Genomic DNA, 25,729 nt, shown 5'->3' with positions numbered 1-25,729 from the left:
GCTATTCATGATTTAGTCACTCGTATTGTTGACATTATTAAACAACGAAAAGCTGAGCTGGACAATAAACAAAAGCCTAGCATATGAAGTCTAGGCTTTTGTGAGGTTATTTCTTTAAACTATTCACTAATTCATCATACTTAGGGCTATTTAAAAAGTTTTCTACGGAAATGTGTTTTACATTTGGAAGCTTCGCTTTAGCACGATCCGTTAAGTCTTTATGTGTAACAACTACATCAGCATCTGCGGGTAAATTATTGATCGCTGTGTTAATAACCGTCACATCTAGACCCGCCTTTTGCACTTTATTTCTTAGGATGGAAGCACCCATTGCACTTGATCCCATCCCAGCATCACAAGCAAAGACGATTTTGTTCACATTTTCTGGATCAACTGTGTCTTGAGTTGTTAATGCAGAAGTAACAGCGCTTTTCTTGCCTTTCATTTCTTCCATTTTTGCTGCTGCAGAAGATAAATCTTCTTCCTCCGTTGCTTTACTTGTTTTTAGAATTAATGAAGCTACCGCGAATGAAACAGCTGTTGCTACAATCACACCAGCAAGGACTGCAAAATAACCGCCTTTAGGTGTCATCGCTAGTAGGGCAAAGATACTGCCCGGTGACGGAGCTGCTACAAGGCCCGCACCAAGAATATTGAATGTGAACACACCACTAATACCACCAGCCATCGCTGCAAAGATTAACATCGGCTTCATTAGGATGTACGGGAAGTAGATTTCATGAATACCACCTAAGAAGTGGATTATCACTGCACCAGGAGCTGTTTGTTTTGCTGTTCCTTTACCGAATAACCAAAAAGCAAGCAGAATCCCTAATCCTGGTCCAGGGTTTGTTTCTAATAGGAATAAAATGGACTTTCCTGCTTTTGTTGCTTGTTCAATCCCAAGTGGGCTTAAAATACCATGGTTGATTGCATTATTTAGGAATAGAACTTTCGCCGGTTCAATAAAGATATTTGCTAGTGGAAGCATATTATGTTCTACGATAAATTGAACACCCGAAGCTAGCGCCTTACTTAAGGCTTCTACAACTGGGCCAACACCTTTGTAGGCACCAAGTGTCAAGAGTCCGCCGAGAATCCCTGCAGAGAAGTTATTTACAAGCATTTCAAATCCCGATTTTACTTTTCCTTCAATCATTTTATCAAAATACTTGATGACAACACCGCCGATAGGTCCCATAATCATGGCTCCTAAGAACATTGGGATATCTGTTCCGACAATGACACCCATTGTTGCTGTAGCACCAACTACTCCACCACGAATGTCGTAAACCATTCGGCCACCAGTAAAACCAATTAATAATGGCAAGAGAAAGGTGATCATCGGGCCGACAAGTGTGGCTAAATCCTTATTAGGCAGCCAGCCTGTTGGAATAAATAGTGCGGTGATTAGTCCCCAAGCAATAAAGGCGCCAATATTCGGCATGACCATACCGCTTAAATAACTACCGAACTTTTGTATCTTCACTTTTACATCTGATTTATCTTTAGCTGTTTCATTCATCTTTTTTCCCCCTTCAACTTATTTGTTGAACTTTCTATCTTAATAATAAAGCGGTTTCAAATCTCTATCAATTGATACAAAACTTCATTTTGTCACTTGGATTGTTGCCAATATTTTTTTTTATAAAAAAAAGGGCTATTCCCCGCCGTTTTACAACGGCAGAGAATAACCCACTATTTATGTTTATCATTTAATATATCCATAATCTCTCTTGCGGTTCTCGCTTCCACAAGCTTTTCAATATTGGCCATATCAGAGCATGTAACGGCAATTCCAGATAAGATTTCCAGATGTGTCCCATCCTTACCGGCAATTCCGAAAATCAGCCGCACCTTTTGGCCGTCAAAATCCACCCCATTCGGGACTTGCAATACGGTAAATCCAGAATTCAGGACATCCTGTTTTGCTTCCTCTGTACCATGCGGAATTGCGACATCATTGCCCATATAGGTGGATGTCATTTCATCGCGGGAAATCATGGCCTCAATATAGCTTTCCTTCACATACCCCGCTTTAACTAGCACGTTGCCGGCGAAGCGAATCGCCTCTTCTTTTGATGTAAAGGCTTGATTGAGAAAGATATTTTCTTCGCGCAATAAGGCATCATCTGTATGTGTGTCACCGCTTGGAACCACTGCTTCTGCATCTTCCACGATTTCCTGAAGTTCAGCCGTTTCAGGACTTTTTAGGCGATTAATTAACTTATCATATTCTGGACTTGATAAGAAATTATCAACCGAAATATGATAGGCATTTGGCACTTGTTTCTGTGCTCTCGGTGTTAACTCTTCCTGTGTAACAACGATTTGGGCATCAGAAGGCAGATTACTAATCGCTGTGTTGGTAACCGATATACCCATACCCGCTTCCTTCACCTTTTTCCGAAGCAGTGACGCCCCCATTGCACTTGATCCCATTCCGGCATCACAGGCAAAAATGATTTTGCTAACCCGTTCTGGAAATTCCCCGTTATTAGCGGCAAAGACATTGGCAACAGAGCTTTTCTTTCCTTTCATTTCTTGCATTTTTCTTGCCGCATCTTCAATATCTTCATCTTGCCGCTTACCCGTTTTGAGAATAAATGATGAAAGGACAAAAGATACGGCTCCAGCAACTAGGACTCCAGCGATGTTGGCTAAATAGTTACTTGCATGCGGCGGGGTAACGGCCATGATGGCAATAATACTGCCTGGTGATGCTGGTGCTGATAATCCTCCGCCTAAAAGTGTTAATGTGAAAACACCACTCACTCCACCAACGATGACGGCAAAAAACAACATCGGGCGCATTAAAATGTATGGGAAGTAAATTTCATGAATCCCGCCAAAAAACTGAATAATCGCAGCTCCTGGTGCTGACCTTTTTGCATTCCCTTTTCCAAAGATACAATATGCAAGCAGAACGCCGATACCGGGCCCAGGGTTTGCTTCAAGTAGGAACAGAACCGATTTCCCTGCTGTTTTTGCTTGCTCTAACCCGATTGGCGAAAGGACACCATGGTTAATAGCGTTATTTAAGAACAACACTTTTGCAGGTTCAATGATAATACTTGTCAATGGCAAAAGTCCTGTGGCCAATAACCAATCAACGCCCTTAACCAGCCAGCCTGTAAACACCGTCACGGCGGGACCAATTGCTAAAAAGGCTAAAATAGCAAAGAATCCACCCAGAATCCCTGCCGAGAAATTGTTAACAAGCATTTCAAAACCAGCTTTGACTTTTCCTTCAATCAGCTGATCGAATTTCTTAATCACATAACCGCCGAGCGGTCCCATGATCATCGCACCAAGAAACATCGGGATATCTGATCCAACAATGACACCCATTGTCACAATCGCCCCAACAACACCCCCACGTTGATCGTACACAAGCTTACCGCCTGTATATCCTATTAATAGTGGAAGTAAGTAGGAAACCATTGGCCCAACTAGCTTGGCAAGGCCTTCATTTGGGAAGAACCCAGTAGGAATAAATAGTGCCGTAATTAATCCCCAAGCAATGAAGGCGGATATGTTCGGCAAAACCATCGAACTTAGGAAGTTACCGAACTTCTGAACAGCGACTTTTATATTAGATTGAGCCATTAGCTCTCATCCTTTCATTATTAAGAAGCTAGGTCATTTCTCCTTTTTAGCTAACCTATCACGATCTTCAAAATGAGGAGGTTGTTCCATCCATCTTCTTTCAATCATTAAGTTCAAACCATCTTCCCCAAAGGCCCCTGCTTTGATAATGAAATTTGCATACATTGCACTAATATCTCTACGCATGGTAACAGATAATCCAGAGCCATAGGTTAACATCCCCAGATTGGAAAGTGCCGCCATAACAAATAGCATTAATTGGTCTGAAAAAGGAGCGACTGTCGAATTCGTGGCACTATTGTCCCATGTCATTGCATTTGGTACATCACTTTCCACCAATACGTCGTGAATTGAGTTTAGGATATGTTTACATTGATGCTTTCCACGCAAAAAATAATCACGAATTTCTTGGTCTTGAGCCACTTGGGAAAAACCGACACAAGTCGCTCTACCAAGTTCATTCTGAAAAGCATTCATCACTAAATGAGTCACTTCAATCGCTAACAATGAACGCCTGCGCCCGAACCAACCTGTCATAAATTTTTCTTTTTCGATAAAGTCACTTTCAGATGGATAGGTCATGAAGGGCATTCGAACAAATGTCCCTTTCTCTTGCATACTATCAACCACATCATTAAATAGCTGAGAAGCCTCATCCATGAAGTCCTTATACATCTTCCGTACATCTTCTCTTGCCGATATGGTAAACCCAGCTGAATGTGAAAGGATTCCAAATCGGCACATGTGTAATACATATTGCATATAAAACATATCGGAAAAAAGTTTCGGAGCATTTGGTACAACATGCTTTTCAACCTTGAAAGCTTCAGGTACTGCAATTTTCTCTTTTAAAAATAGCTGTTCTACTTCATTCATATGTTTTTTAGCAATATGAATCGTTTTTTCAAGTATCGGGAGAATCTCAGGATCTAAATGGGTATCTATAAAGTGGGTCATGATACAAACGACCATGCTATCGCTAAAATATGTAGACCATAATACTGAAATTTCCGCACTTGTTAGCTGGACGTTCTCAACTTTTTTATTCATATTATCCCTCCATAATCCTACTATTTCCCGAATTTCAGAAGAATATTTAAAGGCTGCAAGAAAATAAAGGATCGGCTTTTTAGGTCGAAGATCATTGATCATGTTGGTAAAAAAGAATTTTATTAGAAATTCAAATTTTGGAGAAAATATCCACATGCTATCTTTGATTTAACAATACAACTAGAAAGGATGGTCTTGGTGGAAAAACTCTCCTTACCCAAACGAAGAAAATTTTATGTAGCATTCTTTTTTCTGCTTCTACTTCTTGTGGGATCCTCTTTCTATTTTTTTGATCGTACCTATGGACAAGAAGCCGCCCAGTTTAACCTTACATATGGAGATGATTCTAAACAAACATTAGACCTTTATAGCCCTGATTCCAATTTCAATCAAAAGCGGCCGGTTATCATCTATGTACATGGAGGCAGCTGGATAGCGGGGAATAAAAGTAATGTAGCGGAGAAACCATCTTTCTTTACAAAGGATGGGTATGTATTTGTATCCGTCAATTACAGGCTTTATCCTAAAGCAACTTATCAGCAAATGGCTGCTGATGTGGCTTCAGCCGTAAAATGGATTCATGATCATGCTAATCAATATCAAATCGATCTAGACAACATCAATCTAATGGGGCACTCTGCAGGCGGACACTTGGTCATGTTAATCGGAACCAACCCTACCTACTTAGATAACATCGGCCTATCATTAAAAATGGTTCATTCTATTGTAAATTTGGATGGACCAATTGATATAAACCGCCTTGTTCAAGGGAATCGAGGCTATCAACCGGTTTTCGGCAGGGATAAAAATGCTTGGATTGAAGCGTCCCCTATCACTTATGTGGGAAATAAAAATCTACCGCCCATTTTCCATGTATCAAGAGGGGGAAAATCGCCCGAAGCTTTCATGAAAAAGGCTGCCGCCGCCGGTAATATTGTGGATTCCTTTGAAACAAAAACACTTACTCATCGAGAGGTGACAAAACTGCTTGGCGGAAGTAGTAGTTCAATAGAAGCCCAGAACATGACAAGGGCAGTGATGGAATTTTTGAAGCGGACAAGAGAACGGTAATGAACACACGTTAAAGAGCAGTGGAAGTTGATCCCCTGCTCTTTCATTACTTATTCATTTAATGCCTCGGCCCCCAGAGCATAATGGAAACTCCGACTAAACAAATGACCGCTCCAATCCAATCGTATGTATCAGGAGTTTTCTTATCCACTCCCCAGCCCCACAAGACTGAAAGAATAATAAACACACCACCATAGGCCGCATATACTCTTCCGAACGAAGGGAACTTTTGAAAGGTAGGGATAATTCCATATAGAATCAAAATAATACCGCCTATTATTCCATACCAATAGGGTTTTCCTTCACGTAACCAAATCCAGATTAAGTAGCCTCCGCCAATTTCAGCTATTCCTGCAAGAATGAATAAAAATATCGTATAAATCATATTTCACCTTTTCTAAATGCAATTTACTATGCCCCTAAAACTGACTCTAATAAGCCATTTACTTTAACACTGTATTTAAGAAGTCTAGCTTCTGTTTCGCATTGTCTTCCGTAATAATATCTATCCCGCTATCAATGTTTCGTTTAATCTTTTCTCCCTTTGTAACTTGTAATGCTGCTTGAACGCTTAAATATCCCATATCATAAGGATTTTGGGCGATTGTACCGGTTACATCTCCTTTTTCTACTAACTCAACCATTTTGCTTATTCCATCTGCTCCGGTAACAGGCATGGTAAGTCCTTGTTCTTTAAGAACATTTACGACAGGAATCGCTAGATAATCAGTTGAGGTAACAACACCTTTAAGATCTGGATGCTGCTGAAAAAGGGTTTTCAATATCTTTATCACTTTTTGATCCTGGTCTTTATCTTCAACTGATATTTTTGACGTTTCTGCTTCTATCTTGATCCCTGCAGCTTCTAAACTAGCTTTGGCTCCTTTTATTCGTTCACCTTCAACGGATGATTCTCTACCGATAAGTGCCACTTTATCTCTAGGCTGCAGCATTGAAGCCATAAATATCCCTGCTTTTCTCCCTAATTCGACGTTATTGGTACCTATATAAGCTGTTTTATTTTCCCAAGGTTCATCTGTATCAATCAGCAATACGGGAATATTTTTTTTGACAAACTCATCTAATTTAAGAATAATATCAGGTGAAATGGCAGGAGAGACTACTAATACATCTGGATGTTCTTTAAGCACATTATCTAACATCTTCAATTGTTCTGTTGCTGTTCCATTTTTCGGTGCTATTACCTTACCGTCTATCCCAAAATCTTTACATCCCCGCTCTACACCCGCTTGAATGATTCGCCAATACTGATTATCTAATGTTCTTAAGACGAAGGTAACTTTCGGTTTTTCTTCAACAAATTGTTTATAAATAAAAACGATTAAAATTGCAGAAATAATAGTGAGAGTAAGAAGAAATAGTTTGTTCCTATTTAGCACGCCATTCCCTCCTTCGTGCTTGCTGCCAAAGGAATATTCCATGACACTAACCGCACCTTATTATTTTGATTTAGTCCTAGATTTTTTTGAAACGAATGAAAAAAGCGGTTCCTTCTTCTCCCGTTTCTATATCAATATCTGCCTGATGACGATCTGCTACACTATAGCAGATTGCGAGACCCAACCCGGTTCCATTTTCCTTTGTTGTGAAGAACGGCGTTCCTATTTTTTCTAAAACCTCCGAGCTAATCCCGGTTCCTTGATCTTTTATTTCCAAAATGACTTCCTGTTCCTCTACATATGTTTTTATTGTCAGCTGCCCTCCAGAGGACATGGCATCAAGCCCATTTAACACAATATTTAAGATTAATTGACGAATTTCCTTTTCATCAATTGAGATATCAGGACATTTATGTAAATTGAGTATAGCTTGTTTCCTAGCACGTAAGGCCTCAGCTTGAATAAGTGGAAATAATGCATCAATAATCGTATTTAAGTTTTGGATTTTTTTATAGCTTACTTTATTTTTGGCCAAATTAAGAAATTCAGTAATAATGGAATTAGCCCTGCTTAATTCATCCAACATGAGATTAACAATTTCTTGTGGTAATCCCTCACTGTCGCTTCTTGCTACTTGCAAAAATCCAGAAACGGTTGTCATCGGATTACGAATTTCATGGGCAATTCCTGCAGCCATCTCCCCAATTAAATTCAAACGATCCAGCCTGGACAGATGCTCCGTCATCTTATTTCGCTCCTCAATTTCCTTTTGCAGCTGCTCGTTGGCTAATACGAGCTCTAATGTCCGGTCCTTTACCATTTTTTCCATCTGATTGAATTGTTGCCTTTTCACTTCTTCCATCTGCTTTCTTTCCGTCACATCGCGAATAGTACAAACAAAAATTTGTTGACCCCCTACTGCTGCTTCTCCAATTTGAATGTCTGCAGGAAAATGGCTGTCGTCCTTCCTTAACGCAACCGACTCCATCACACTGCCAATAAATGGTTTGAATAAGGAAAAAAATAAATCAGGAGAGCAATTTCCATTGTCCCCCATTACTTTTACAAAAAGATTGCTGACAGACTCTCCTACTATTTCTTCCTCATGATAGCCAAACATGGTTTTTACAGCTGGATTGACCGATAAAATACCCCCTTCACCGTCAAAGGTAACAATGGTATCCAGTAACGTGTCACTAATCACCTTTGCTAGTGCTTCTGACCTCTGCAAATCCAAGGTTGTCTGATCTAACCTTTTATTTACTACATTTAATTCAGCTGAACGCTGTAACTCACTCTCTTTGTGTATTTGATAGATCTCAACAAATTTCTCTATTTTTTGTTTCAATGTTTCAGGGTGAAATGGCTTAAAAATATAATCAATGGCCCCTACTGAGTATCCATGCTGAACATGTTCCATATCTTGACTAATAGCCGTAATAAAAATAATCGGAATATGCTTTGTCTTTTCTCTTTCCTTAATCAGTTTAGCTGTTTCAAAGCCATTTAGTCCTGGCATCTGTACGTCTAGTAAAATAACAGCACACTCTTGTTTAAGCAGACATTTTAACGCCGCGTATCCTGATGTTGCACTAACTAAATGATAATTTGGAGACGTGAGGACTGCTTCCAATGCCAGTAGATTTTCAGGATGATTATCCACCATTAATATATTGACCTTTTGAGCAGTGGTACTATTTAAATTTACGGTAGAGTCTTTCTGCTCCATTAAATTCTTCGTAACAGTCTCCATAGCGTGTAAATCTAATCCCCTCTCTTTTACCCAGCCCTAGAAAGCCTGATAAACTTAGGCTTTCATAGAGTAGTTGATGGACATCATTTTGCAAACACTTATTAAAATAGATTAGGACATTTCGACAAATAATCAGATCGAACTCGTGAAATGAAGAGTCTGTTACTAGATTATGCTCAGCAAACACAACATTTTTTTGTAGCTCAGAGTGGAATACAACTTGGTCTGCAACCACCTTATAGTATTCTGAAAAAGCCCTAGTCCCGCCAGCTACTAAATAATTCTTAGTGTATAGCTGCATATCGGCTAATGAAAAAATACCTTTTTTCGCCCTCTCCAACACACTTGTGTTTAAATCGGTAGCATAAATTTTTGTCTTTTCATATAGACCCTCTTCTTGTAACAGAATGGCCATCGAGTACACTTCCTCGCCAGTAGAACAACCGACATGCCAAATTCGAATTTCAGGATAATCTCTTAATAATGGAACGACATTTATTCGTAGAGATTTAAAAAAGCTAGGGTCGCGGAACATTTCAGTGACGTTTATAGAAAAGTCAGAAAATAAACCTTTCATGACAATTGGATCACGTAATATTTTTTCTTGTAGAGCAGATATACTTGTTAGATTCTCCTTTTGAACACGGTGCAAAATTCTTCTCTGAATGAAGGGACGGGCATAATTACGAAAATCGTAGCCGTAATAGCGGTAAATCGCTTCTAGGAGCAAATCTATTTCAATTGTTTCTATCATTTGGCTTGGCGTTTGACATTGCTTAGTTTCCCCTTTTTGAATCGTAATCTTTTACCCTTCCTTTCTATACAACCAAACATGCATGAGTGAGAATAACTGATCAATGTTTAATGGCTTACTGATATAGTCCGTTGCACCTGCCTCTAAACATTCTTCTCGGGCTTGTTTCATCGCCTTTGCTGTTAGCGCAATGATCGGTAAGGCAGTAAACTTATGATTACTTCTAATTTTACGTATTGCTTCAAATCCGTCCATTTCAGGCATCATAATATCCATTAAAATAAGATCTATATCTGGATTTTCATGTAAGACATCAATTCCCTCTCGGCCATTGTCTGCAACAAGGACGTTCATCTCATATTTCTCTAACGCAATTGTAAGTGCATAAACATTTCGGATATCGTCATCGACAATGAGGATCTTTTTATCTTTTAGCGATGATTTTCCGAGTTGACTTACCCTGCGACCATCTTCATCAATTGTGTTTACACCCTCCAGTACATCTTGCGTTTCCTCAAGAGCTGTCGCAGCTTCCTTACTATAAGATTTCACCTTATTTGGTTCATTTGCTTGATGAGGCAGATATAAAGTAAAGTTGCTGCCCTTTCCTACTTGACTCGTTAACTCAATAAACCCGCCTAATAAATAGGCAATTTCACGGCAAATTGATAAGCCTAGTCCTGTTCCACCATACTTTCTACTTGTTTTACCATCTGCTTGTTTAAAGGCATCAAATATCGTCTCTTGTTTTTCTTCGGCGATTCCAATTCCTGTATCAATCACGGAAAAGGCCAACATCGATTCCCTGTGATTATTCCCTAAACTCAGCGAACGTGAACTTTCCTTCAATACCTTTTGCACCATAAGTGTCACACTGCCACTTTCTGTGAATTTAAACGCATTTGAAAGCAGATTTTTTAAAATTTGCTGTAAACGATGTTCATCCGTATAAAAACTTGATGGGACATCGGGTTGCACTTGAACAGTAAATTGAAGATTGTTCTTTTCGGCAATAGGTGAAAATTGCTTTATAATAGTCTCTTCTATACCATGTAAACCTGCTTCTCTATGAACCACTTCTAGTTTCCCTGCTTCTACCTTTGCTAAATCGAGAACATCATTGATTAAATGCAATAAATCATTCCCAGAAGAATAAATAGTCCGAACATACTCCTCTTGTTTTGCTGTCAGATTGCTATCACCGTTTTCGGAAAGAACCTGTGCTAATATGAGTAAACTATTAAGCGGCGTTCTAAGCTCATGGGACATATTAGCAAGAAATTCCGATTTATATTGGGAACTGATTTCTAATTGTTGCGCCTTTTCTTCCAGTTCTTCTTTTACTTTCTCCAGCTCTTCCTTTTTAACAATAGAGGCTGCATATTGCTCCTCCAGTTGTTCATTTATCGCCCTTAGCTCCTCTTGCTGTAATTGCAGTTCTTCGGATTGAGCTTGAAGTTCTTCTGTTAAGCTTTGTGATTCTTGTAAGAGCTTTTCAGCCTTCATGTGATTTAACATGCTTTTTAGTGTAATTCCAGTGGTAGGAATCACTTCTTCCAGGAGCCTGATTTGAGATGGACTAAATGATTCAAATGAGGCTATTTCGATAACAGCAAGGACTTCTGCTTCGTTTTGAATCGGTAATATTAATATATTTTTCGGTGCAGATTCTCCCATTCCGGAACGTATTTTTATATAATTATCCGGGACTTGATTTAAAAAGATCGGCTTTTTCTCAAGCGCACATTGCCCAATCAGACCTTCCCCTATCCGAAAGGATTCAAAATCCCTATCAGGATTAAAAAAGGCATATGCAGCTATTTTTTTCAAATACAGCTCGTTTCCTTCCGCCGTCTTTATATAGAACACACCATTACTAGCTCCTACCATTGGTACAAGCTTTGATATAAACAATTTTGCAAGCATCTTCACATCTTTAGCTTCTGGGTACATCGATAGGATTTCAGCAATTTTCGTTTTAAGCCAGCTCTGCTCTTCAGCCTCATCTATTAGTTGTTTCTCTCGTTTACTATGTGCCTCTAGCTCAGAAACCATTTTGTTAAAAGCAGCAGCGATGGCACCAACTTCATCTTTAGAAAAGATCTCAATCCGCGGGAGATCATCTGTAGTTCGATTGGCTGCACTTTTCATTACGGTCGTTACTTGTCTGAGGTTCTTGGTCATCCCCCGAATAATCCAAATAATGAGGCCTATTCCTAATCCCAAACTCAGCGCAAGATACACATAAATCGTCGAGACAGCCCAATGGTATGTGCTTCGTGAGCGATAAAGTTCATTTTTCATCTCTTGTTCTTGCAATCCACGGAGAAGCTCAGCAAGTTGAATCATTCTTTCCTCGGTAAGTTTCGAATCATTTAACATTTGTGGTTGGATAGCAGCTTTAGGGTCGATATTTTTAATGGTCATGACTTGATGTGCCGTAACCAGATAGGATTCATGGAGTACTTTATATTTTGCAATTAGTTCACGTGTCTTGTCTGTATTATCGATTCGTTCAAGGGACTCTATTGCTCGGTTGATATTTATATTCGAATCTTCCAACGCATTGATGGATGCTGTAGGGATTTCATTAGATTGATTGACGATAATCTCTCTTAACTCTCTATCAAGATTAACTGTCTCGTATTTTATAGCTGAAGCCATATTGATACGTTCATATTTATCGGTAACAACCACATCGATATTCACCATTGACTGTTCAAGCATATTCATTAAAATGATGACACAAATTGAAATTAAAACTACTATTGAACCTATGCTCCCATAGAGCTTTGTCCTAAATTTCATACGGCCTCCTACCCTCCATGCCCCTACACACTAACGCTTCATGCACTATATTATTTTTTAAATTTTCACACTCTTTCTAAAAAAATGACCCTATTAATTATTTGACTAATAATCTATCTTTTTACGACAAATTATAGCACATTTTACAAATCACGAAGTGGGAATATTTTTTGAAAAAATAGTAAAAAGGAGTCAGTACATCGCCTCTTTAACAAGTACGATGTACTGACCCCTTTTTATCCCTATAAATGCGACAATGTTTAGAACGAAGGGAATACGGTTCTTCTGCTTGATTGCAGAACAGCTAAAAAAAGGATGTATCTTGTTGTCACCTAGCTTATTTCACCCATAACCCAGTTTGTTCTCGCACCTGTCACTCCAGTACTTGGGCACAGATCGCTATCTCCTGTTAAGTCAGCTACAATCGTTTCTACAAGGGGTTGATGAACGTGCTGCGGTGCTTCAAAATTCCATTCCTCTGTTCCACTAGCGGTAGTCAAAATAATGGGCTCATTTCCAAAAGTGGAAAAGGTAATTTTCCCTTTACTGCCGACGATTTCGTTCACATCCACATCTTCAAAAGCAGAAAAACACCAATTTCCTACGCCGTGAATTCCAGATTCAAATCGATAGGTACCTGTAACGATATCTTCCGCACTATAATAGCCTGCTTGATTTGAAGTAAAACCTTGAACATCTTTAATAGGTCCTAGTAAAAAATCTAATAAGTCGAGCGTATGACTGGCTAAATCAAAAAACAGTCCGCCACCGGACAATTCAGGTTGAACCCTCCATGGGAGATTTTGTGAGTCAAACACATCTTCTGAAGCTTTTTGATACTGTGTTGTTGATACGAAACGAACATCTCCGATCGCTTTGTTTTCTAGCAACTCTTTTATTTTTACAAATCGAGGCAGCCCCCTGCGGTAGTAAGCAACATATAAAGGGACGCGAGCCGCCTTGCAAGCAGCTATCATTTCATTGCATTCAGCAAAATTGAGTGCCATTGGCTTTTCTACATAAACAGGTTTTCCTGCCCTTGCAACTTTAATTGTATATTCTTTATGTGAACTGGGTGGTGTTGCAATATAGACAGCATCGACATCTGGATCGTTAATAAGTGCGTCGGCATCATCGTACCATTTCGGAATATGATGTCTCTCCGCATAGTCTTTTGCTAGTTCACTGGTTCTTCGCATAACGGCAACCAACTCCGAATTTTTAACTTTTTGGAATGCTGGTCCACTTTTCACTTCCGTCACATCACCGCATCCAATAATGCCCCAACGAACTTTCTCAAATTTCATGACAATATTTTCCCCCTTCTTTTATATATAGAAACAACTGATTATGAAAATTATTTTACTTCTTTATAAAGGTTGATTTCTGTACTTTCTCGAAGTTTTCTAAGCTCTGGAACCATCCTTAAAATATGTTTACTTTTATTGTGTTGATTAATAGACTCTTCATCCTCCCATTCTTCGAGCGTGGTTAGGATGGAAGGGTCATTTATATCTTCATGAAGAGTGTACATAATACACCCTTTTTCTTTTCTAGTTTCTAAAACAACTTCCCTAGCAATTTCTAAATATTCCTCAATGTTTACACCTGGTTTTAATTTAGCTTTACAAACAACTCTAATCACTTTATAAACTCCCTCTCACTTTATAAGTGTCGTATTATATTAAGTTTCCTTTTCTTCTTTATTAACTTCTCATATGCAATGAATCTGGATGCATCTCCATAAACTCAATCCAATTCCCATCGGGGTCTACTACCCAGAATTGGTAGTTTAAACTCATCCCTTGAGTAATTTCTGCTGCTAGTGTTACTCCTTTTTTCTTTAAACTTTCCGCTGTTTCGTGAATATCCTCTACTTCAAAACAAATATGATTTTCTCTTTCTTTAACACTCTCACTACCATGGTAAAACAATTCGATAAAGCACCCTTCAGCAACTTTCACGTATACAATCCATGGTTCACCATTTGTTTGTTTCAATTCAAACGCTTTCTTAAATCCGAGTTTATGACAATAAAAATCTAATGACCGTTCCATATCTACTACTTTCAATCCCACATGATTAATCCCTTTAATCATCTTCAAATCCCCCCATATAATATGCATCTTCTAAATACTAGATCGCGTGTAGGATATTGTTTTCTGTATGTTTCTTTTTTCCATGGAGTACATAATACAAATAAATACTCGCAAATACGATCACCGCCAAGCTTAAATACAAGCCACGAAAACCAACGTATGGAATGATAAACCCTAATAGAAAAGGGCCAACACCTACTCCCGAATCCATAAACACGAAAAAAGTTGATGTTGCAAGCCCGACACGGTGCCGTGGTGATTCCTTTATGGCAATAGCTTGACAGCAGGAGTTCATTGTTCCATAGCCAAGACCAATTAGCGCTCCAGCTAAAAGGAGAATGAATCCTTGGTTGGCTTGACTAAGAGTGATTAATCCGATCACAAATAATAGTAGCGCTGGATATATCACAATGTTATCCCCTTTTTTATCTAATAGCCGTCCAGTAAATGGTCTTGAAATCAAGATGAAGACAGCATATACAAGAAAGAAGAAACTTGCGGCCTCCATTAAATTAATTTCTTTTGCATAAGAAGTCATAAATGACAGGATACCTGAGTAAGCAAAACCCATAATTGCAATAATGATAGCGATAGGAACCGCCTTTATTTCGAAAAAATCTTTCAACTTAAAGCCTTTCATTGCATCAAGCTGATCTTTTGTGATGTGTCCTTCAGGGATCTGCACAAATAATAAAATAATAGTACTTATGAGAGAGAAAAGTGTACAAGCTACAAATATTATCGTAAAACTTCCTTGTTGGCTGATATAAAGACCTAGGAAAGGGCCAACTGCCATTGCAAGAGTTATACTTAATGAAAAATAGCTTATTCCTTCTCCTCGACGTTCATTCGGAATAATATCCATGATAACTGTTGCTATAACTGTGGTAAACAATCCAAACGCTGCTCCATGAATAAAACGAATAAATAATAATAGATTCATGTTGTCTACAATAAAATATAATAACATCATAATCAAAAATAAAAATAATCCGCCATAAAGCATCTGTTTACGTCCAATGATCTCAATATATTTTCCAGCAAAAAGACGCGAAACTAGCGCACCCACTACAAAGATACTAGACGCAAGGCCCGCCATGCTTTGTGAAGTGTTAAATTCCTCCATCGCATAAACAGTTAAAGTAGTTATTAATAAATAAAAGGTCAAACTTCCAAAAAAAGTGGATACTGACATGATGATAAACTCTTTTGTCCATAATTTCGATGTATTCACCTCTATGCCTCCTTTTTTCAAAACAATAAAGTATTTTGTCCACTATTTTTCTAAGCTGACTATTTTATACTTTCAAAAGCCTCGTTTCCAATTCTGACAAACCAATCATTAAAAATATCAATGAGTTCCCTTTACATTTAATAGTGTGTTTGTTACATTCTTTTTCTCAAAAGTAGAAGTACTGATTTTTTCTTGTAATTTTTCAAAATAATAGTTTGGGTCGACGGGTAATTCTACTGTTTCATTTAACCAAGAAGATAGGTACATGGCATTTGCAATGTCTAACGCCTTTACTCCCTCTTCTCCTGGTGCAAGTAAAGGTGAACCTTTACGAATCGAATCAATCCAGTTTTGAATAATCATTGGATGATTCGCATTTTCACTTTTTACAGGAATATCGATTTTCTTCCATTCCGGCTGACCGAAACCACCCTTGTACGCCTTATTAAATTCACGTTCTGATTGTGTTAATTGGTAGAAGGTAAGTTCTTCATTTTCAACAACGATTTTTCCACGATCTCCTATGATCTCAAAGCGATTTGTTCCTGGTGCTTCTCCTGTTGAAGTAATAAATACACCCGTCGCCCCATTATCATATTCGACATATGCGGTTATATCATCTTCAACCTCAATGTCATGGTACTTACCTACGCTAGAAGTTGCCCGAATCCGGTTTGGCATATACCCTGTCGTCCACTGCCAAATATCTAAATGGTGAAGTGCCTGATTTAATAAAACACCGCCACCTTCGCCTTTCCATGTAGCTCTCCATTTACTTGAATCATAATAACTTTGTGAACGATAAATATCAGTCACAATCCAATTGGTCCGTTTCATCTCACCAAGTTCTCCTGAATGAATAAGGTCATGTAATTTTTGATAAAGGGGATTCGCTCTTTGGTTATACATGATACCAAATACTTTACCATTGACTTTAGCTGCTTCATTCATTTCCAAAACATTTTTTGTATAGACGCCAGCTGGTTTTTCAATGAGGACATGTATTCCTTTAGCAAATGCCTTTTTGGCTAGTTCCGGATGACTATAATGTGGGGTTGCAATAAGAACAGCATCAATTCCCGATTCATTAAAGAACGTCTCTTCATCCCCGAAAATTTGCACATTTCCTTTTGTATGACTTTTCACCCATTCAATTCGACTTTCATTACTACTACAAATTGCTGTTAACATTGCACCTTCAATTTGTCCTTTATCCAGCAATTGAACATGTGAACTGCCCATATTTCCAATTCCAATTACACCAACCTTAACTAACTCCATACCTAATCCCCCCTATTAATCCATCTTCTATAATTTAACCACAATGTGATACACTTGTATTGTAATCCGGTTAATTTAAGTATATGAATTGTTAAAACTTTTGTCAATTACTTATGTCTTCTTTTCACTTTACTCCGCGGTAATACACAATTTTCATTGCTCATAATAATATTTCAAATATGATAGAATTGTTATATAAAGAGGAAGGAGCACGAACTTTTGAACATCGATAAACAGGATAATAAAAATAAACCCTCTAGTGTTCAGGTTATCTCTCGTGCGGCTAACATACTGAGAATTCTCCGAGAGCATCCCAAGGGATTAAGCTTGTCACAGATTGCAAAAGAAGTGAACTTAGCCAGATCGACGGTTCAAAGAATTGTTGCTGCACTAGAACAGGAAAATTTTGTAGCAGCCGCTTCCCAAAAAGGCGGTATCCGTCTCGGACCTGAGATTGCGATGCTTGCCGCTGCTGTCCATAGTGATCTAAGAGAGGAAATCAGACCATTTTTAATCCAACTATCTAACCAAGTGAATGAAACAGTCGACCTTTCTATATTAGATAACGGAAAAGTGCTTTTTGTGGATCAAATCATCGCAGCACATCCACTACAAGCGACTTCACAACCCGGTGCAGCCTTTCCATTACATTGCACGGCTAACGGAAAGGCTATACTCGCCTCATTACCTATAGTTGAGGTTGAGAAACTATTGCCAGAACATTTAAAACAGTACACTGAAAACACGGTTACGAATCGAGAGGAATTGTTAAAGGAATTAGAAGTGATCCGAAAAGAGGGCGTTGCTTTTTCAAGGGAGGAGCATATCCATGGGATTTGTGCGGTAGGTGCAGTTGTCTACGATCGGATGAGAAATCTAAGCGCCGTCTCCATACCGCTGCCATCCACTCGTTTTGATGGTAATGAAGAAAAGTTAACAGCTTCTCTTCTGAAAACTTGTCAACGCATCAACCAGCACTTTGATATTCAACAATAAGAAAAACCGGGTCTCCCCGGTTCTTCTTCTAATAAAAGGATGGTTATACTCCCGTAACATGCTGAGGTTATTTAGATAAACGTTTTAGTAAAGCTTCTTTTTCTGTTTCAAATCCCGGCTTTCCAAGTAAGGCAAACATATTCTTCTTATATGCCTCAACACCTGGTTGATCAAATGGATTGACACCTAACAAATGCCCGCTTATAGCCGTAGCTTTTTCAAAGAAGTACACCATTTCACCGAAGGTATATTCATTTAATTCATCCAATTCGACGACTAAGTTTGGTACGCCGCCATCCACATGCGCCAGGACGGTCCCTTGAAACGCCTTTTTATTTACTTCATCCATCGATTTCCCAGCTAGAAAGTTCAAGCCATCAATATTATCTGGATCTTCTTTAATGGTTAACTCAATTTTTGGCTTCTTCACCTGAAGAACAGTTTCAATTAAGTCACGTCGACCCTCTTGTACATATTGTCCCATCGAGTGTAAATCAGTTGAAAAATCAACAGAAGCAGGAAATAGTCCTTTTTGATCTTTCCCTTCACTCTCACCATTTAATTGTTTCCACCATTCGGATACATAATGAAGAGATGGTTCATAGTTGACTAAAAGTTCTATTGTTTTTCCTTTACGATAAAGAGCATTGCGTACGGCTGCGTATTGATAACTTTCATTTGTTGAAAGCTCTGGGTTATTGTATTTTTTAGCAGCTGCTTTTGCACCTTCCATCATTTGATCAATATCAAGACCAGCTGTCGCAATTGGTAAAAGACCTACGGCTGTTAAAACGGAATATCTTCCACCGACATCATCAGGAATAACAAATGTTTCATACCCTTCAGCGTCTGCCAATGTTTTAAGGGCTCCTCTTTCTTTATCTGTTGTAATAAAAATGCGGTTCTTCATTTCTTCTTTCCCGTATTTCTTCTCCATGTAGTCACGGAAAATACGAAAGGCAACAGCTGGTTCGGTTGTTGTTCCTGATTTTGAAATCACATTTATCGAAATGTCTTTCCCTTCTAATAATTCAAGTAAATGTGTAATATATGTAGAACTAATGTTATTACCTGCAAAATATACTTGGGTAGTACCACTCATTTGATTGTGGAAGGTATGCGATAGTGCTTCAATGGCAGCTCTTGCCCCTAAGTATGAGCCACCGATCCCAATTACAACTAAGGCCTCTGAATGACTGCGAATTTTTTCAGCAGCCTTTTTTATTCTTGAAAATTCTTCTTTATCATAGTTATTCGGTAAATCTACCCATCCGAGAAAATCAGACCCTGGCCCTTTCTTTTCGTGTAACCTATTATGGGCAACTTTCACGAATTCATCTAAATAATCAACTTCATTTTGTTGCATGAATGATAACGCGTTTGAATAATCAAAAGAAATAGTCATTGTAGATCCTCCTAATATCATCTTATGATGCGGATCAATCGGGGATTAGCCGATTGATCTCTAATGAACTATCTAAAGCTGGATACGCTAAAAATATAACTTAGTTTTTAGGTGCTTTTGCCCAATCCGCTGCGAATTTTTCAATGCCTTGGTCTGTTAATGGGTGTTTAGTAAGTTGCTCAATGACACTGTAAGGGATTGTAGCAATATGAGCACCTGCCATCGCTACACGCGTTACATGGTCAGGGTGGCGGACGGATGCAGCAATAATTTGCGCATCTAAGTTATGAATACGGAACAAGTCTGCGATCTTACTTACTAAAAGGACACCATCTTCAGAAATATCATCAAGGCGGCCTAAGAATGGTGAAACATAGCTTGCACCTGCGCGGGCTGCTAATAGCGCTTGGTTCACGGTGAAGATCAATGTCACATTGACTTTCACGCCTTTTTTGGCAAGATAACGGGTAGTTTCCAATCCTGCTACCGTCATTGGCACTTTAATAGTGACTTTTTCATCCCCGCCATTAATTTTGATAAGTTCCTCAGCTTCTGCAATCATTTGTTCAGCTGTCTCAGCATATGGTGATACTTCCGCAGATACAGATTCTACTTCAGGTACAGCTTGGAGAATTTCCTCAATCCGGTCTTCAAATTTCACACCTTCTTTAGCAACTAACGATGGATTTGTTGTTACACCAGATAATACACCCATTTTATATGCTTTCTTAATATCCACTAAGTTTGCAGTATCGATAAAAAACTTCATGATCATATTCCCCCATTTTTAATAATAGTTTTTAGTTCTTTTCTACAGCATGTCCGCCAAACTCATTGCGAAGAGCAGCGACAACTTTTCCGGTAAATGTATCATTTTCTAAGGAACGATTGCGCATTAACAAGGACATGGTGATTATTGGAGCTGCGACTTGAAGATCTAGAGCCGTTTCAACTGTCCATTTCCCTTCACCGGAAGAATGCATGATACCTTTGATTTCATCCAGTTTTCCATCTTTAGAGAATGCCTTTTCGGTTAATTCCATTAACCATGAGCGAATAACAGAACCGTTATTCCATACTCGGGCTACTTTCTCATAGTCGTAATCAAATTCACTTTTTTCTAATACCTCAAATCCTTCACCTATTGCAGCCATCATGCCATACTCAATTCCATTATGAACCATTTTAAGGAAATGCCCTCCCCCTGCCTTACCTGTAAAAATATATCCATTTTCTACAGCTGTATCACGGAAAATAGGTTCGACAACCGCCCAGGCTTCCGGATCCCCGCCTACCATATAGTTTGCACCATTACGAGCACCTGCCATTCCGCCAGATGTTCCAGCGTCCATATAGCTAACCCCTATCTCTTTTAGTTGGTTATAACGACGGATAGATTCTTTATAATGGGAGTTTCCTGCTTCAATCACAATATCTCCCTTTTCTAAAAATGGTGTGATTTCACTAAGCACAGAATCCACAACAGTGTGTGGTACCATTATCCAAATTACTCTTGGTTTGTCTAATGATTGGAACAATTCACTTAGATTAGTCGTACCTTTTGCTCCATATTGTTGAATTTCCTCTACAGCATTTGGATTTAAATCATATGCTGCAACTTGATGCTTATGGTCAATTAAGTTTTTACCTAGATTTAGCCCCATTTTACCTAATCCAATTAATCCAACTTGCATTTTTCTTCCTCCTCAAATGTATCTTTACATAAAATAGTATGTTTCACTTTTAAGAATTTAATAGTCCTTTGGTTGTTTGAACAACATTTTCAGTTGTAAATCCAAATAACGCCATGACAGCCGCTCCTGTTCCAGATGCGCCGAATGTCTCAATAGAGATTATTTTTCCTTCTTGTCCTACATAGCGCTCCCAACCAAGAGAGATCCCCATTTCAATTGCCACTCGTTTTTTAATGGTTGATGGAAGCACAAACTCTTTATATTGGTCAGATTGGCGATTAAAAAGTTCCCAACTTGGCATTGCAACTACACGAACGGATACCTGTTCTTTTTCAAGTTCTGTTTTTGCATTTAAAGCCAATGCTACTTCAGAGCCAGTTGCGATTAAGATAACATCTGGATTTTCATTGGTTTCTGCCAACACATAAGCGCCTTTTGACAAGTCTTCGATATTTGCTTTTGTCTCGTTAAATACCGGTAAATTTTGACGGCTAAGTATCAGCGCTACCGGACCATCTGTGTTTTGAAGTGCATATGCCCAAGCACTCGCTGTTTCATTTGCATCCGATGGACGGATAACTGTAAGACCAGGAATGGCACGAAGGGCAGTCAACTGTTCAATTGGTTCATGTGTCGGGCCGTCTTCACCAACAGCGATAGAATCATGTGTAAATACATATGTCACAGGCAGTTTTTGCAGGGCTGCCAGACGAATCGATGGACGTAAGTAATCATTAAAAACAAAGAAGGTACTTACAAATGGCTTCACGCCGCCGTGAAGCGCCATTCCGTTACCAGCCGCTCCCATTGCATGTTCACGAACGCCAAAGTATACATTTCTGCCGGCAAAAGATTCAACAGCATAAGCTGTTTCCCCTTTGATATCAGTCATAGTAGAGTGAGAAAGGTCTGCACTTCCTCCAAAAATAGCAGGAACCAATTTCACAAAATGATTGATGGCTTCACCACTAGCAACACGTGTTGAAACAGTTTTTTCAGGATTAAAAGTTAAGATATCTTTTACATCGATCAATACTTTTCCTTCAATTGCATCCTCAAGTTCACTTGCAAGTTGAGGATACTTTTCTTTATAGGCTTTGAACAATTCATCCCATTTATTTTCAGCTTGTACTCCATTTTGTTTCAGTGCTTCAAAGTGGACTTTTACTTCTTCTGGGACATAAAAATCTTCTTCGTACTCCCAGCCATACACCTTTTTCGTTTCTTTCGCTTCCTCGGCACCAAGTGGATTACCATGTGCCTTATTCGTTCCAGCAACTTTAGGGCTGCCAAAACCAATAATCGTCCTAATTTCGATTAATGTTGGCTGCTCTTGATTTAATTTCGCTTCTGCAATAGCTTTTGTGATTTCTTCGACATTATTTCCATCTTCTACTCGAAGATATTGCCAATGAAGCGATTCCGCTCTTTTTTTAATATCTTCAGAGAAAGAAAGATTTAATTCCCCATCCAGTGAAATATCGTTGGAATCATATAAAGCAATTAACTTCCCTAGTTTCATATGGCCAGCCATTGACATGGCTTCATAGGAAATACCTTCTGATAAATCGCCATCGCCAACTAATGTGTACGTATAGTGGTCAACCACTGGGTAAGCATCATTATTAAATTTCGCAGCTAAATGAGCTTCAGCCATTGCCATCCCTACAGCATTGCCAATCCCTTGTCCCAATGGGCCGGTCGTGACATCGACACCATCTGTATGACCAAATTCAGGATGGCCTGGTGTTTTGCTGTTTAATTTACGGAAGCCTTTTAAATCTTCGATAGAGACATCATAGCCGCTAAGATGGAGCAAGCTATATAACATACTAGAACCATGACCTGCAGATAATACGAAGCGATCACGATTGAACCAGTTTGAATGATTGGGATTATGTGATAAATGATTTGCCCAAAGTGCATAGGCCATTGGTGCTGCTCCCATTGGCAAGCCTGGATGACCAGAGTTTGCACGGTTGATGGCATCGATTGATAAAGTACGAATTGTATTCACAGCTAATGTTTCAATTGCTTTATTCATAAAATAGACTTCCTCCTCGAGAACTTTCTTATTGTGCCACTAATTCTTGAACGGGCTGACTTAAATCTTGTACCTTTTCATCATCCAGCCACCATTTGAATCCGTCCTCTTCAAGCAGTCGATGTGCTGCCGAAGGGCCGTTGGAACCTGCTGGATATAAATGAAGGGGTAAGAGATTTCCTTTAAAGGCCTCAAGAATGGGTTGTACCCATTCCCATGACAATTCTACCTCTTTCCAATGAGCAAAGAACGTAGAATCCCCGCGAATGGCATCAAATATCAACCGTTCATATGCTTCAGGTACTTCTTTTTGTTCAGTTGAAAAACCAATCTTCACAGGTTCTACTTTTCCATTTCTAGGATTCCTGCTGTTTAGTTGTAAGGATACATTTTCATTTGGACCAATCTCGATAATCAAAAGATTGGATGCCACTTTTTTTGCCGAACCCTTATGACCTGCATTTTTGAATTCAATGACAATCCGTGTAGATTTTTCAGCCATTCTTTTTCCTGTTCGAATATAGAATGGTACCCCTTGCCAAAATGGATTATCAATCCAAAGTCTTGCTGCCACAAAGGTATCATTTTGGGAGGAAGCTTCAATTCCCGGTTCATTTCGATAACTTACAGCTGGCTGCCCCACTATCTCGCCTGAACGATATTGGCCACGAACAACATTTAGGATTACATCTTCTTTCTTTATGCGGCGAACAGATTCGATCACTTTCTTCTTTTCATTTCGAATTTCCTTCGGGCTGATTTTCTTTGGCATATGCATGGCTGTCATCATCAAGATTTGCAGCATATGATTTTGGACCATGTCGCGAATGGCACCAGATTGATCATAATATCCTGCGCGTTCCTCAACCCCAACTGTTTCACTTGCCGTAATTTGGACATTAGCAATATGCTGATTGTTCAATAAGGTTTGAATGACAGGATTTAAAAATTGTAAATCTCCCAAATTTTGAATCATTGACTTACCTAGGTAATGATCAATTCGATAGATTTCATCCTCTTCAAAAGCTTTACTTAAGTTTGCATTTAGCTCCCGGGCTGACTCTAAATCTCTTCCAAATGGTTTTTCAATGATAAGGCGTTTCCAACCTTTTGTAGAACCTAATCCACTTTCTTTAATATTCAAAGCGATTGTCTCAAAGAAAGACGGCCCAACAGATAGGTAGAACATCCGATTTTCCGGAATATTTAGTTCACTTTCACGTTGTTGAACGAGATTTAAAAGCTTCCCATAGTCATCCACGTTTGCTGCATCTAGAGTCTGGTAACGAAATGCACCAAGAAAAGCATCCATTTTGTCACGATTATCCACAACGCGCCTTGAAAATGTCTTGATTGATTGCTCAACATGATTTTGAAACTTACTATCGGACATTTCACGTCTACCTAGACCAATAATTGAAATGGACTGAGGCATTTTTTGATCATGATATAAATTGTATAAGGCAGGGAATATTTTCCGTTTCGCTAAATCACCTGTTGCGCCAAATAAGACGAAAGTCATTCCATCCATAATCGTTCCTCCTTGCTGCTGCTTTCTTCAAATTATTTTCACTGTTATTTCTTGTTTAAACCATGTTGTCCCTCGATAAACCGAACTGTCCCAGTTTTAGCACGGATAACTACAGAATGTGTTGTCCCAACATTCCCTTTATATTGGACACCTCTCAGAAGTTCACCATTTGTTACACCTGTTGCTACAAAATAAGCATCATCGCCTTTCACAATGTCATCCATTAATAAAACTTTATTAAAGTCGTTAATGCCCATTTTCTTTAAACGAATTTTTTCCTCTTCTGTGTGTGGAAGAAGCTTACCTTGGAATTCTCCTCCCAAGCTTTTCAATGCGGTGGCAGCCAATACACCTTCAGGGGCGCCACCTGAACCAAGCATTATATCAACACCCGTATTTTCAAATGCTGTATTTATGGCAGCTGCCACATCACCGTCTTGCATAAGTTTAATTCTTGCTCCAGAATCACGAATTTCCTGAATCACTTTTTTATGTCGTTCACGATCTAAAATAGCCACAACTAGGTCTTCAATATTTTTATTTTTTGCCTTTGCGACTGCTGTTAGATTGTCTATGACTGGTGCATTAATATCAATTTTCCCTACAGATTCAGGACCTACAGCGATTTTTTCCATATACATGTCTGGTGCGTGTAATAGATTTCCATGCTCTGCGACTGCTATAGTAGCAAGTGCATTCCATGTTCCTGCAGCAACAATATTGGTTCCCTCTAATGGGTCAACAGCAATATCTACTTTAGGTCCATCACCTATGCCTAGTTGTTCACCAATATATAACATAGGGGCCTCGTCCATCTCACCTTCACCAATAACAACGGTACCTCTCATATGAATGGAATTAAACATGTCTCTCATTGCCTGCGTTGCTGCTTCATCTGCTTCGTCTTTTTTCCCTCTACCCATCCATCGTCCAGCAGCTAAAGCCGCGGCTTCAGTGACTCGAACAAGTTCCATTGAAAAATTTCTGTCCATCTTATATT

The 25,729-nt window shown here is 38.9% G+C and carries 21 protein-coding genes; 2 read left to right on the top strand and 19 right to left on the bottom strand.

Annotated features, from left to right (window positions below; genetic code table 11):
* Positions 1 to 106 precede the first annotated feature (106 nt).
* The 3 genes from BABA_RS05395 to BABA_RS05385 form a co-directional block, all read right to left on the bottom strand.
* Positions 107 to 1,525, bottom strand: a complete 1,419-nt coding sequence (locus tag BABA_RS05395; protein ID WP_007084127.1) for a PTS mannitol transporter subunit IIBC — start codon at positions 1,523 to 1,525, stop codon at positions 107 to 109.
* A gap of 173 nt (positions 1,526 to 1,698) precedes the next feature.
* On the bottom strand, positions 1,699 to 3,609 hold the full coding sequence (locus tag BABA_RS05390; RefSeq protein WP_007084126.1) for a PTS mannitol transporter subunit IICBA: 1,911 nt from the start codon (positions 3,607 to 3,609) through the stop codon (positions 1,699 to 1,701).
* A 33-nt stretch (positions 3,610 to 3,642) separates the two neighbouring features.
* Positions 3,643 to 4,659 (bottom strand): DUF3231 family protein, encoded by a 1,017-nt coding sequence (locus tag BABA_RS05385; protein WP_007084125.1) that lies wholly within the window; start codon positions 4,657 to 4,659, stop codon positions 3,643 to 3,645.
* 198 nt (positions 4,660 to 4,857) lie between these two features.
* Between BABA_RS05385 and BABA_RS05380 the strand changes: the two genes are divergently transcribed.
* The gene (locus tag BABA_RS05380) at positions 4,858 to 5,730 is read left to right on the top strand and encodes an alpha/beta hydrolase (protein ID WP_007084124.1); all 873 of its coding nucleotides are present in this window, start codon (positions 4,858 to 4,860) and stop codon (positions 5,728 to 5,730) included.
* A gap of 58 nt (positions 5,731 to 5,788) precedes the next feature.
* Here BABA_RS05380 and BABA_RS05375 read toward each other — a convergent pair whose 3' ends face one another.
* The 10 genes from BABA_RS05375 to BABA_RS05330 form a co-directional block, all read right to left on the bottom strand.
* Positions 5,789 to 6,115: a YnfA family protein gene (locus tag BABA_RS05375; RefSeq protein ID WP_007084123.1), complete on the bottom strand. Its 327-nt coding sequence runs from the start codon at positions 6,113 to 6,115 to the stop codon at positions 5,789 to 5,791.
* A 58-nt stretch (positions 6,116 to 6,173) separates the two neighbouring features.
* Positions 6,174 to 7,130: a sugar ABC transporter substrate-binding protein gene (locus BABA_RS05370; RefSeq protein ID WP_157273112.1), complete on the bottom strand. Its 957-nt coding sequence runs from the start codon at positions 7,128 to 7,130 to the stop codon at positions 6,174 to 6,176.
* Positions 7,131 to 7,206: 76 nt separating this feature from the next.
* Positions 7,207 to 8,859: a response regulator gene (locus tag BABA_RS05365; RefSeq protein ID WP_007084121.1), complete on the bottom strand. Its 1,653-nt coding sequence runs from the start codon at positions 8,857 to 8,859 to the stop codon at positions 7,207 to 7,209.
* Complete coding sequence (locus tag BABA_RS05360) at positions 8,825 to 9,637, bottom strand: CheR family methyltransferase (protein ID WP_051186009.1); 813 nt, start codon at positions 9,635 to 9,637, stop codon at positions 8,825 to 8,827. Before BABA_RS05360 ends, BABA_RS05365 begins: the two co-directional genes overlap by 35 nt.
* Before the next feature lie 51 nt (positions 9,638 to 9,688).
* Complete coding sequence (locus tag BABA_RS05355; RefSeq protein WP_007084119.1) at positions 9,689 to 12,445, bottom strand: response regulator; 2,757 nt, start codon at positions 12,443 to 12,445, stop codon at positions 9,689 to 9,691.
* A gap of 332 nt (positions 12,446 to 12,777) precedes the next feature.
* Positions 12,778 to 13,752 (bottom strand): Gfo/Idh/MocA family protein, encoded by a 975-nt coding sequence (locus tag BABA_RS05350; protein WP_007084118.1) that lies wholly within the window; start codon positions 13,750 to 13,752, stop codon positions 12,778 to 12,780.
* A gap of 50 nt (positions 13,753 to 13,802) precedes the next feature.
* A complete protein-coding gene (locus BABA_RS05345; RefSeq protein WP_007084117.1) occupies positions 13,803 to 14,090 on the bottom strand; it encodes a putative quinol monooxygenase in 288 nt (95 codons plus the stop codon).
* A 61-nt stretch (positions 14,091 to 14,151) separates the two neighbouring features.
* A complete protein-coding gene (locus tag BABA_RS05340) occupies positions 14,152 to 14,544 on the bottom strand; it encodes a VOC family protein (RefSeq protein WP_007084116.1) in 393 nt (130 codons plus the stop codon).
* Between the two features lie 37 nt (positions 14,545 to 14,581).
* Positions 14,582 to 15,778, bottom strand: coding sequence for an MFS transporter (locus BABA_RS05335; RefSeq protein WP_007084115.1), 1,197 nt, complete (start codon positions 15,776 to 15,778; stop codon positions 14,582 to 14,584).
* 117 nt (positions 15,779 to 15,895) lie between these two features.
* The gene (locus BABA_RS05330; RefSeq protein ID WP_007084114.1) at positions 15,896 to 17,059 is read right to left on the bottom strand and encodes a Gfo/Idh/MocA family protein; all 1,164 of its coding nucleotides are present in this window, start codon (positions 17,057 to 17,059) and stop codon (positions 15,896 to 15,898) included.
* 219 nt (positions 17,060 to 17,278) lie between these two features.
* Between BABA_RS05330 and BABA_RS05325 the strand changes: the two genes are divergently transcribed.
* Entirely contained in the window at positions 17,279 to 18,055 is a 777-nt protein-coding gene (locus BABA_RS05325) for an IclR family transcriptional regulator (RefSeq protein WP_007084113.1), read from the top strand.
* A gap of 67 nt (positions 18,056 to 18,122) precedes the next feature.
* Here BABA_RS05325 and BABA_RS05320 read toward each other — a convergent pair whose 3' ends face one another.
* The 6 genes from BABA_RS05320 to glpX form a co-directional block, all read right to left on the bottom strand.
* Positions 18,123 to 19,460 (bottom strand): glucose-6-phosphate isomerase, encoded by a 1,338-nt coding sequence (locus tag BABA_RS05320; RefSeq protein WP_007084112.1) that lies wholly within the window; start codon positions 19,458 to 19,460, stop codon positions 18,123 to 18,125.
* Positions 19,461 to 19,560: 100 nt separating this feature from the next.
* A complete protein-coding gene (gene fsa / locus BABA_RS05315; RefSeq protein ID WP_007084111.1) occupies positions 19,561 to 20,229 on the bottom strand; it encodes a fructose-6-phosphate aldolase in 669 nt (222 codons plus the stop codon).
* Positions 20,230 to 20,260: 31 nt separating this feature from the next.
* Entirely contained in the window at positions 20,261 to 21,154 is an 894-nt protein-coding gene (gene gnd / locus BABA_RS05310; protein WP_007084110.1) for a phosphogluconate dehydrogenase (NAD(+)-dependent, decarboxylating), read from the bottom strand.
* Positions 21,155 to 21,203: 49 nt separating this feature from the next.
* Positions 21,204 to 23,198: a transketolase gene (gene tkt / locus BABA_RS05305; protein ID WP_007084109.1), complete on the bottom strand. Its 1,995-nt coding sequence runs from the start codon at positions 23,196 to 23,198 to the stop codon at positions 21,204 to 21,206.
* A 28-nt stretch (positions 23,199 to 23,226) separates the two neighbouring features.
* Positions 23,227 to 24,729 (bottom strand): glucose-6-phosphate dehydrogenase, encoded by a 1,503-nt coding sequence (zwf, locus tag BABA_RS05300; protein ID WP_007084108.1) that lies wholly within the window; start codon positions 24,727 to 24,729, stop codon positions 23,227 to 23,229.
* A 44-nt stretch (positions 24,730 to 24,773) separates the two neighbouring features.
* Entirely contained in the window at positions 24,774 to 25,721 is a 948-nt protein-coding gene (gene glpX / locus BABA_RS05295; protein WP_007084107.1) for a class II fructose-bisphosphatase, read from the bottom strand.
* Positions 25,722 to 25,729 lie beyond the last annotated feature (8 nt).

It is taken from the genome of Neobacillus bataviensis LMG 21833 (assembly GCF_000307875.1).
GTDB classification, from domain to species: domain Bacteria; phylum Bacillota; class Bacilli; order Bacillales; family Cytobacillaceae; genus Neobacillus; species Neobacillus bataviensis.
Note: the sequence above shows the minus strand (reverse complement) of the source record. Positions and strands in the feature narration are given on the sequence as shown.

Bases quoted from the DNA above. Each gene is read 5' to 3' on its own strand.
- BABA_RS05395 (WP_007084127.1), bottom strand. From the start codon at position 1,525: ATGAATGAAACAGCTAAAGATAAATCAGATGTAAAAGTGAAGATACAA.
- BABA_RS05390 (WP_007084126.1), bottom strand. From the start codon at position 3,609: ATGGCTCAATCTAATATAAAAGTCGCTGTTCAGAAGTTCGGTAACTTC.
- BABA_RS05385 (WP_007084125.1), bottom strand. From the start codon at position 4,659: ATGAATAAAAAAGTTGAGAACGTCCAGCTAACAAGTGCGGAAATTTCA.
- BABA_RS05375 (WP_007084123.1), bottom strand. From the start codon at position 6,115: ATGATTTATACGATATTTTTATTCATTCTTGCAGGAATAGCTGAAATT.
- BABA_RS05365 (WP_007084121.1), bottom strand. From the start codon at position 8,859: ATGGAGCAGAAAGACTCTACCGTAAATTTAAATAGTACCACTGCTCAA.
- BABA_RS05360 (WP_051186009.1), bottom strand. From the start codon at position 9,637: ATGATAGAAACAATTGAAATAGATTTGCTCCTAGAAGCGATTTACCGC.
- BABA_RS05355 (WP_007084119.1), bottom strand. From the start codon at position 12,445: ATGAAATTTAGGACAAAGCTCTATGGGAGCATAGGTTCAATAGTAGTT.
- BABA_RS05350 (WP_007084118.1), bottom strand. From the start codon at position 13,752: ATGAAATTTGAGAAAGTTCGTTGGGGCATTATTGGATGCGGTGATGTG.
- BABA_RS05340 (WP_007084116.1), bottom strand. From the start codon at position 14,544: ATGATTAAAGGGATTAATCATGTGGGATTGAAAGTAGTAGATATGGAA.
- BABA_RS05330 (WP_007084114.1), bottom strand. From the start codon at position 17,059: ATGGAGTTAGTTAAGGTTGGTGTAATTGGAATTGGAAATATGGGCAGT.
- BABA_RS05320 (WP_007084112.1), bottom strand. From the start codon at position 19,460: ATGACTATTTCTTTTGATTATTCAAACGCGTTATCATTCATGCAACAA.
- fsa (WP_007084111.1), bottom strand. From the start codon at position 20,229: ATGAAGTTTTTTATCGATACTGCAAACTTAGTGGATATTAAGAAAGCA.
- gnd (WP_007084110.1), bottom strand. From the start codon at position 21,154: ATGCAAGTTGGATTAATTGGATTAGGTAAAATGGGGCTAAATCTAGGT.
- tkt (WP_007084109.1), bottom strand. From the start codon at position 23,198: ATGAATAAAGCAATTGAAACATTAGCTGTGAATACAATTCGTACTTTA.
- zwf (WP_007084108.1), bottom strand. From the start codon at position 24,729: ATGGATGGAATGACTTTCGTCTTATTTGGCGCAACAGGTGATTTAGCG.
- glpX (WP_007084107.1), bottom strand. From the start codon at position 25,721: ATGGACAGAAATTTTTCAATGGAACTTGTTCGAGTCACTGAAGCCGCG.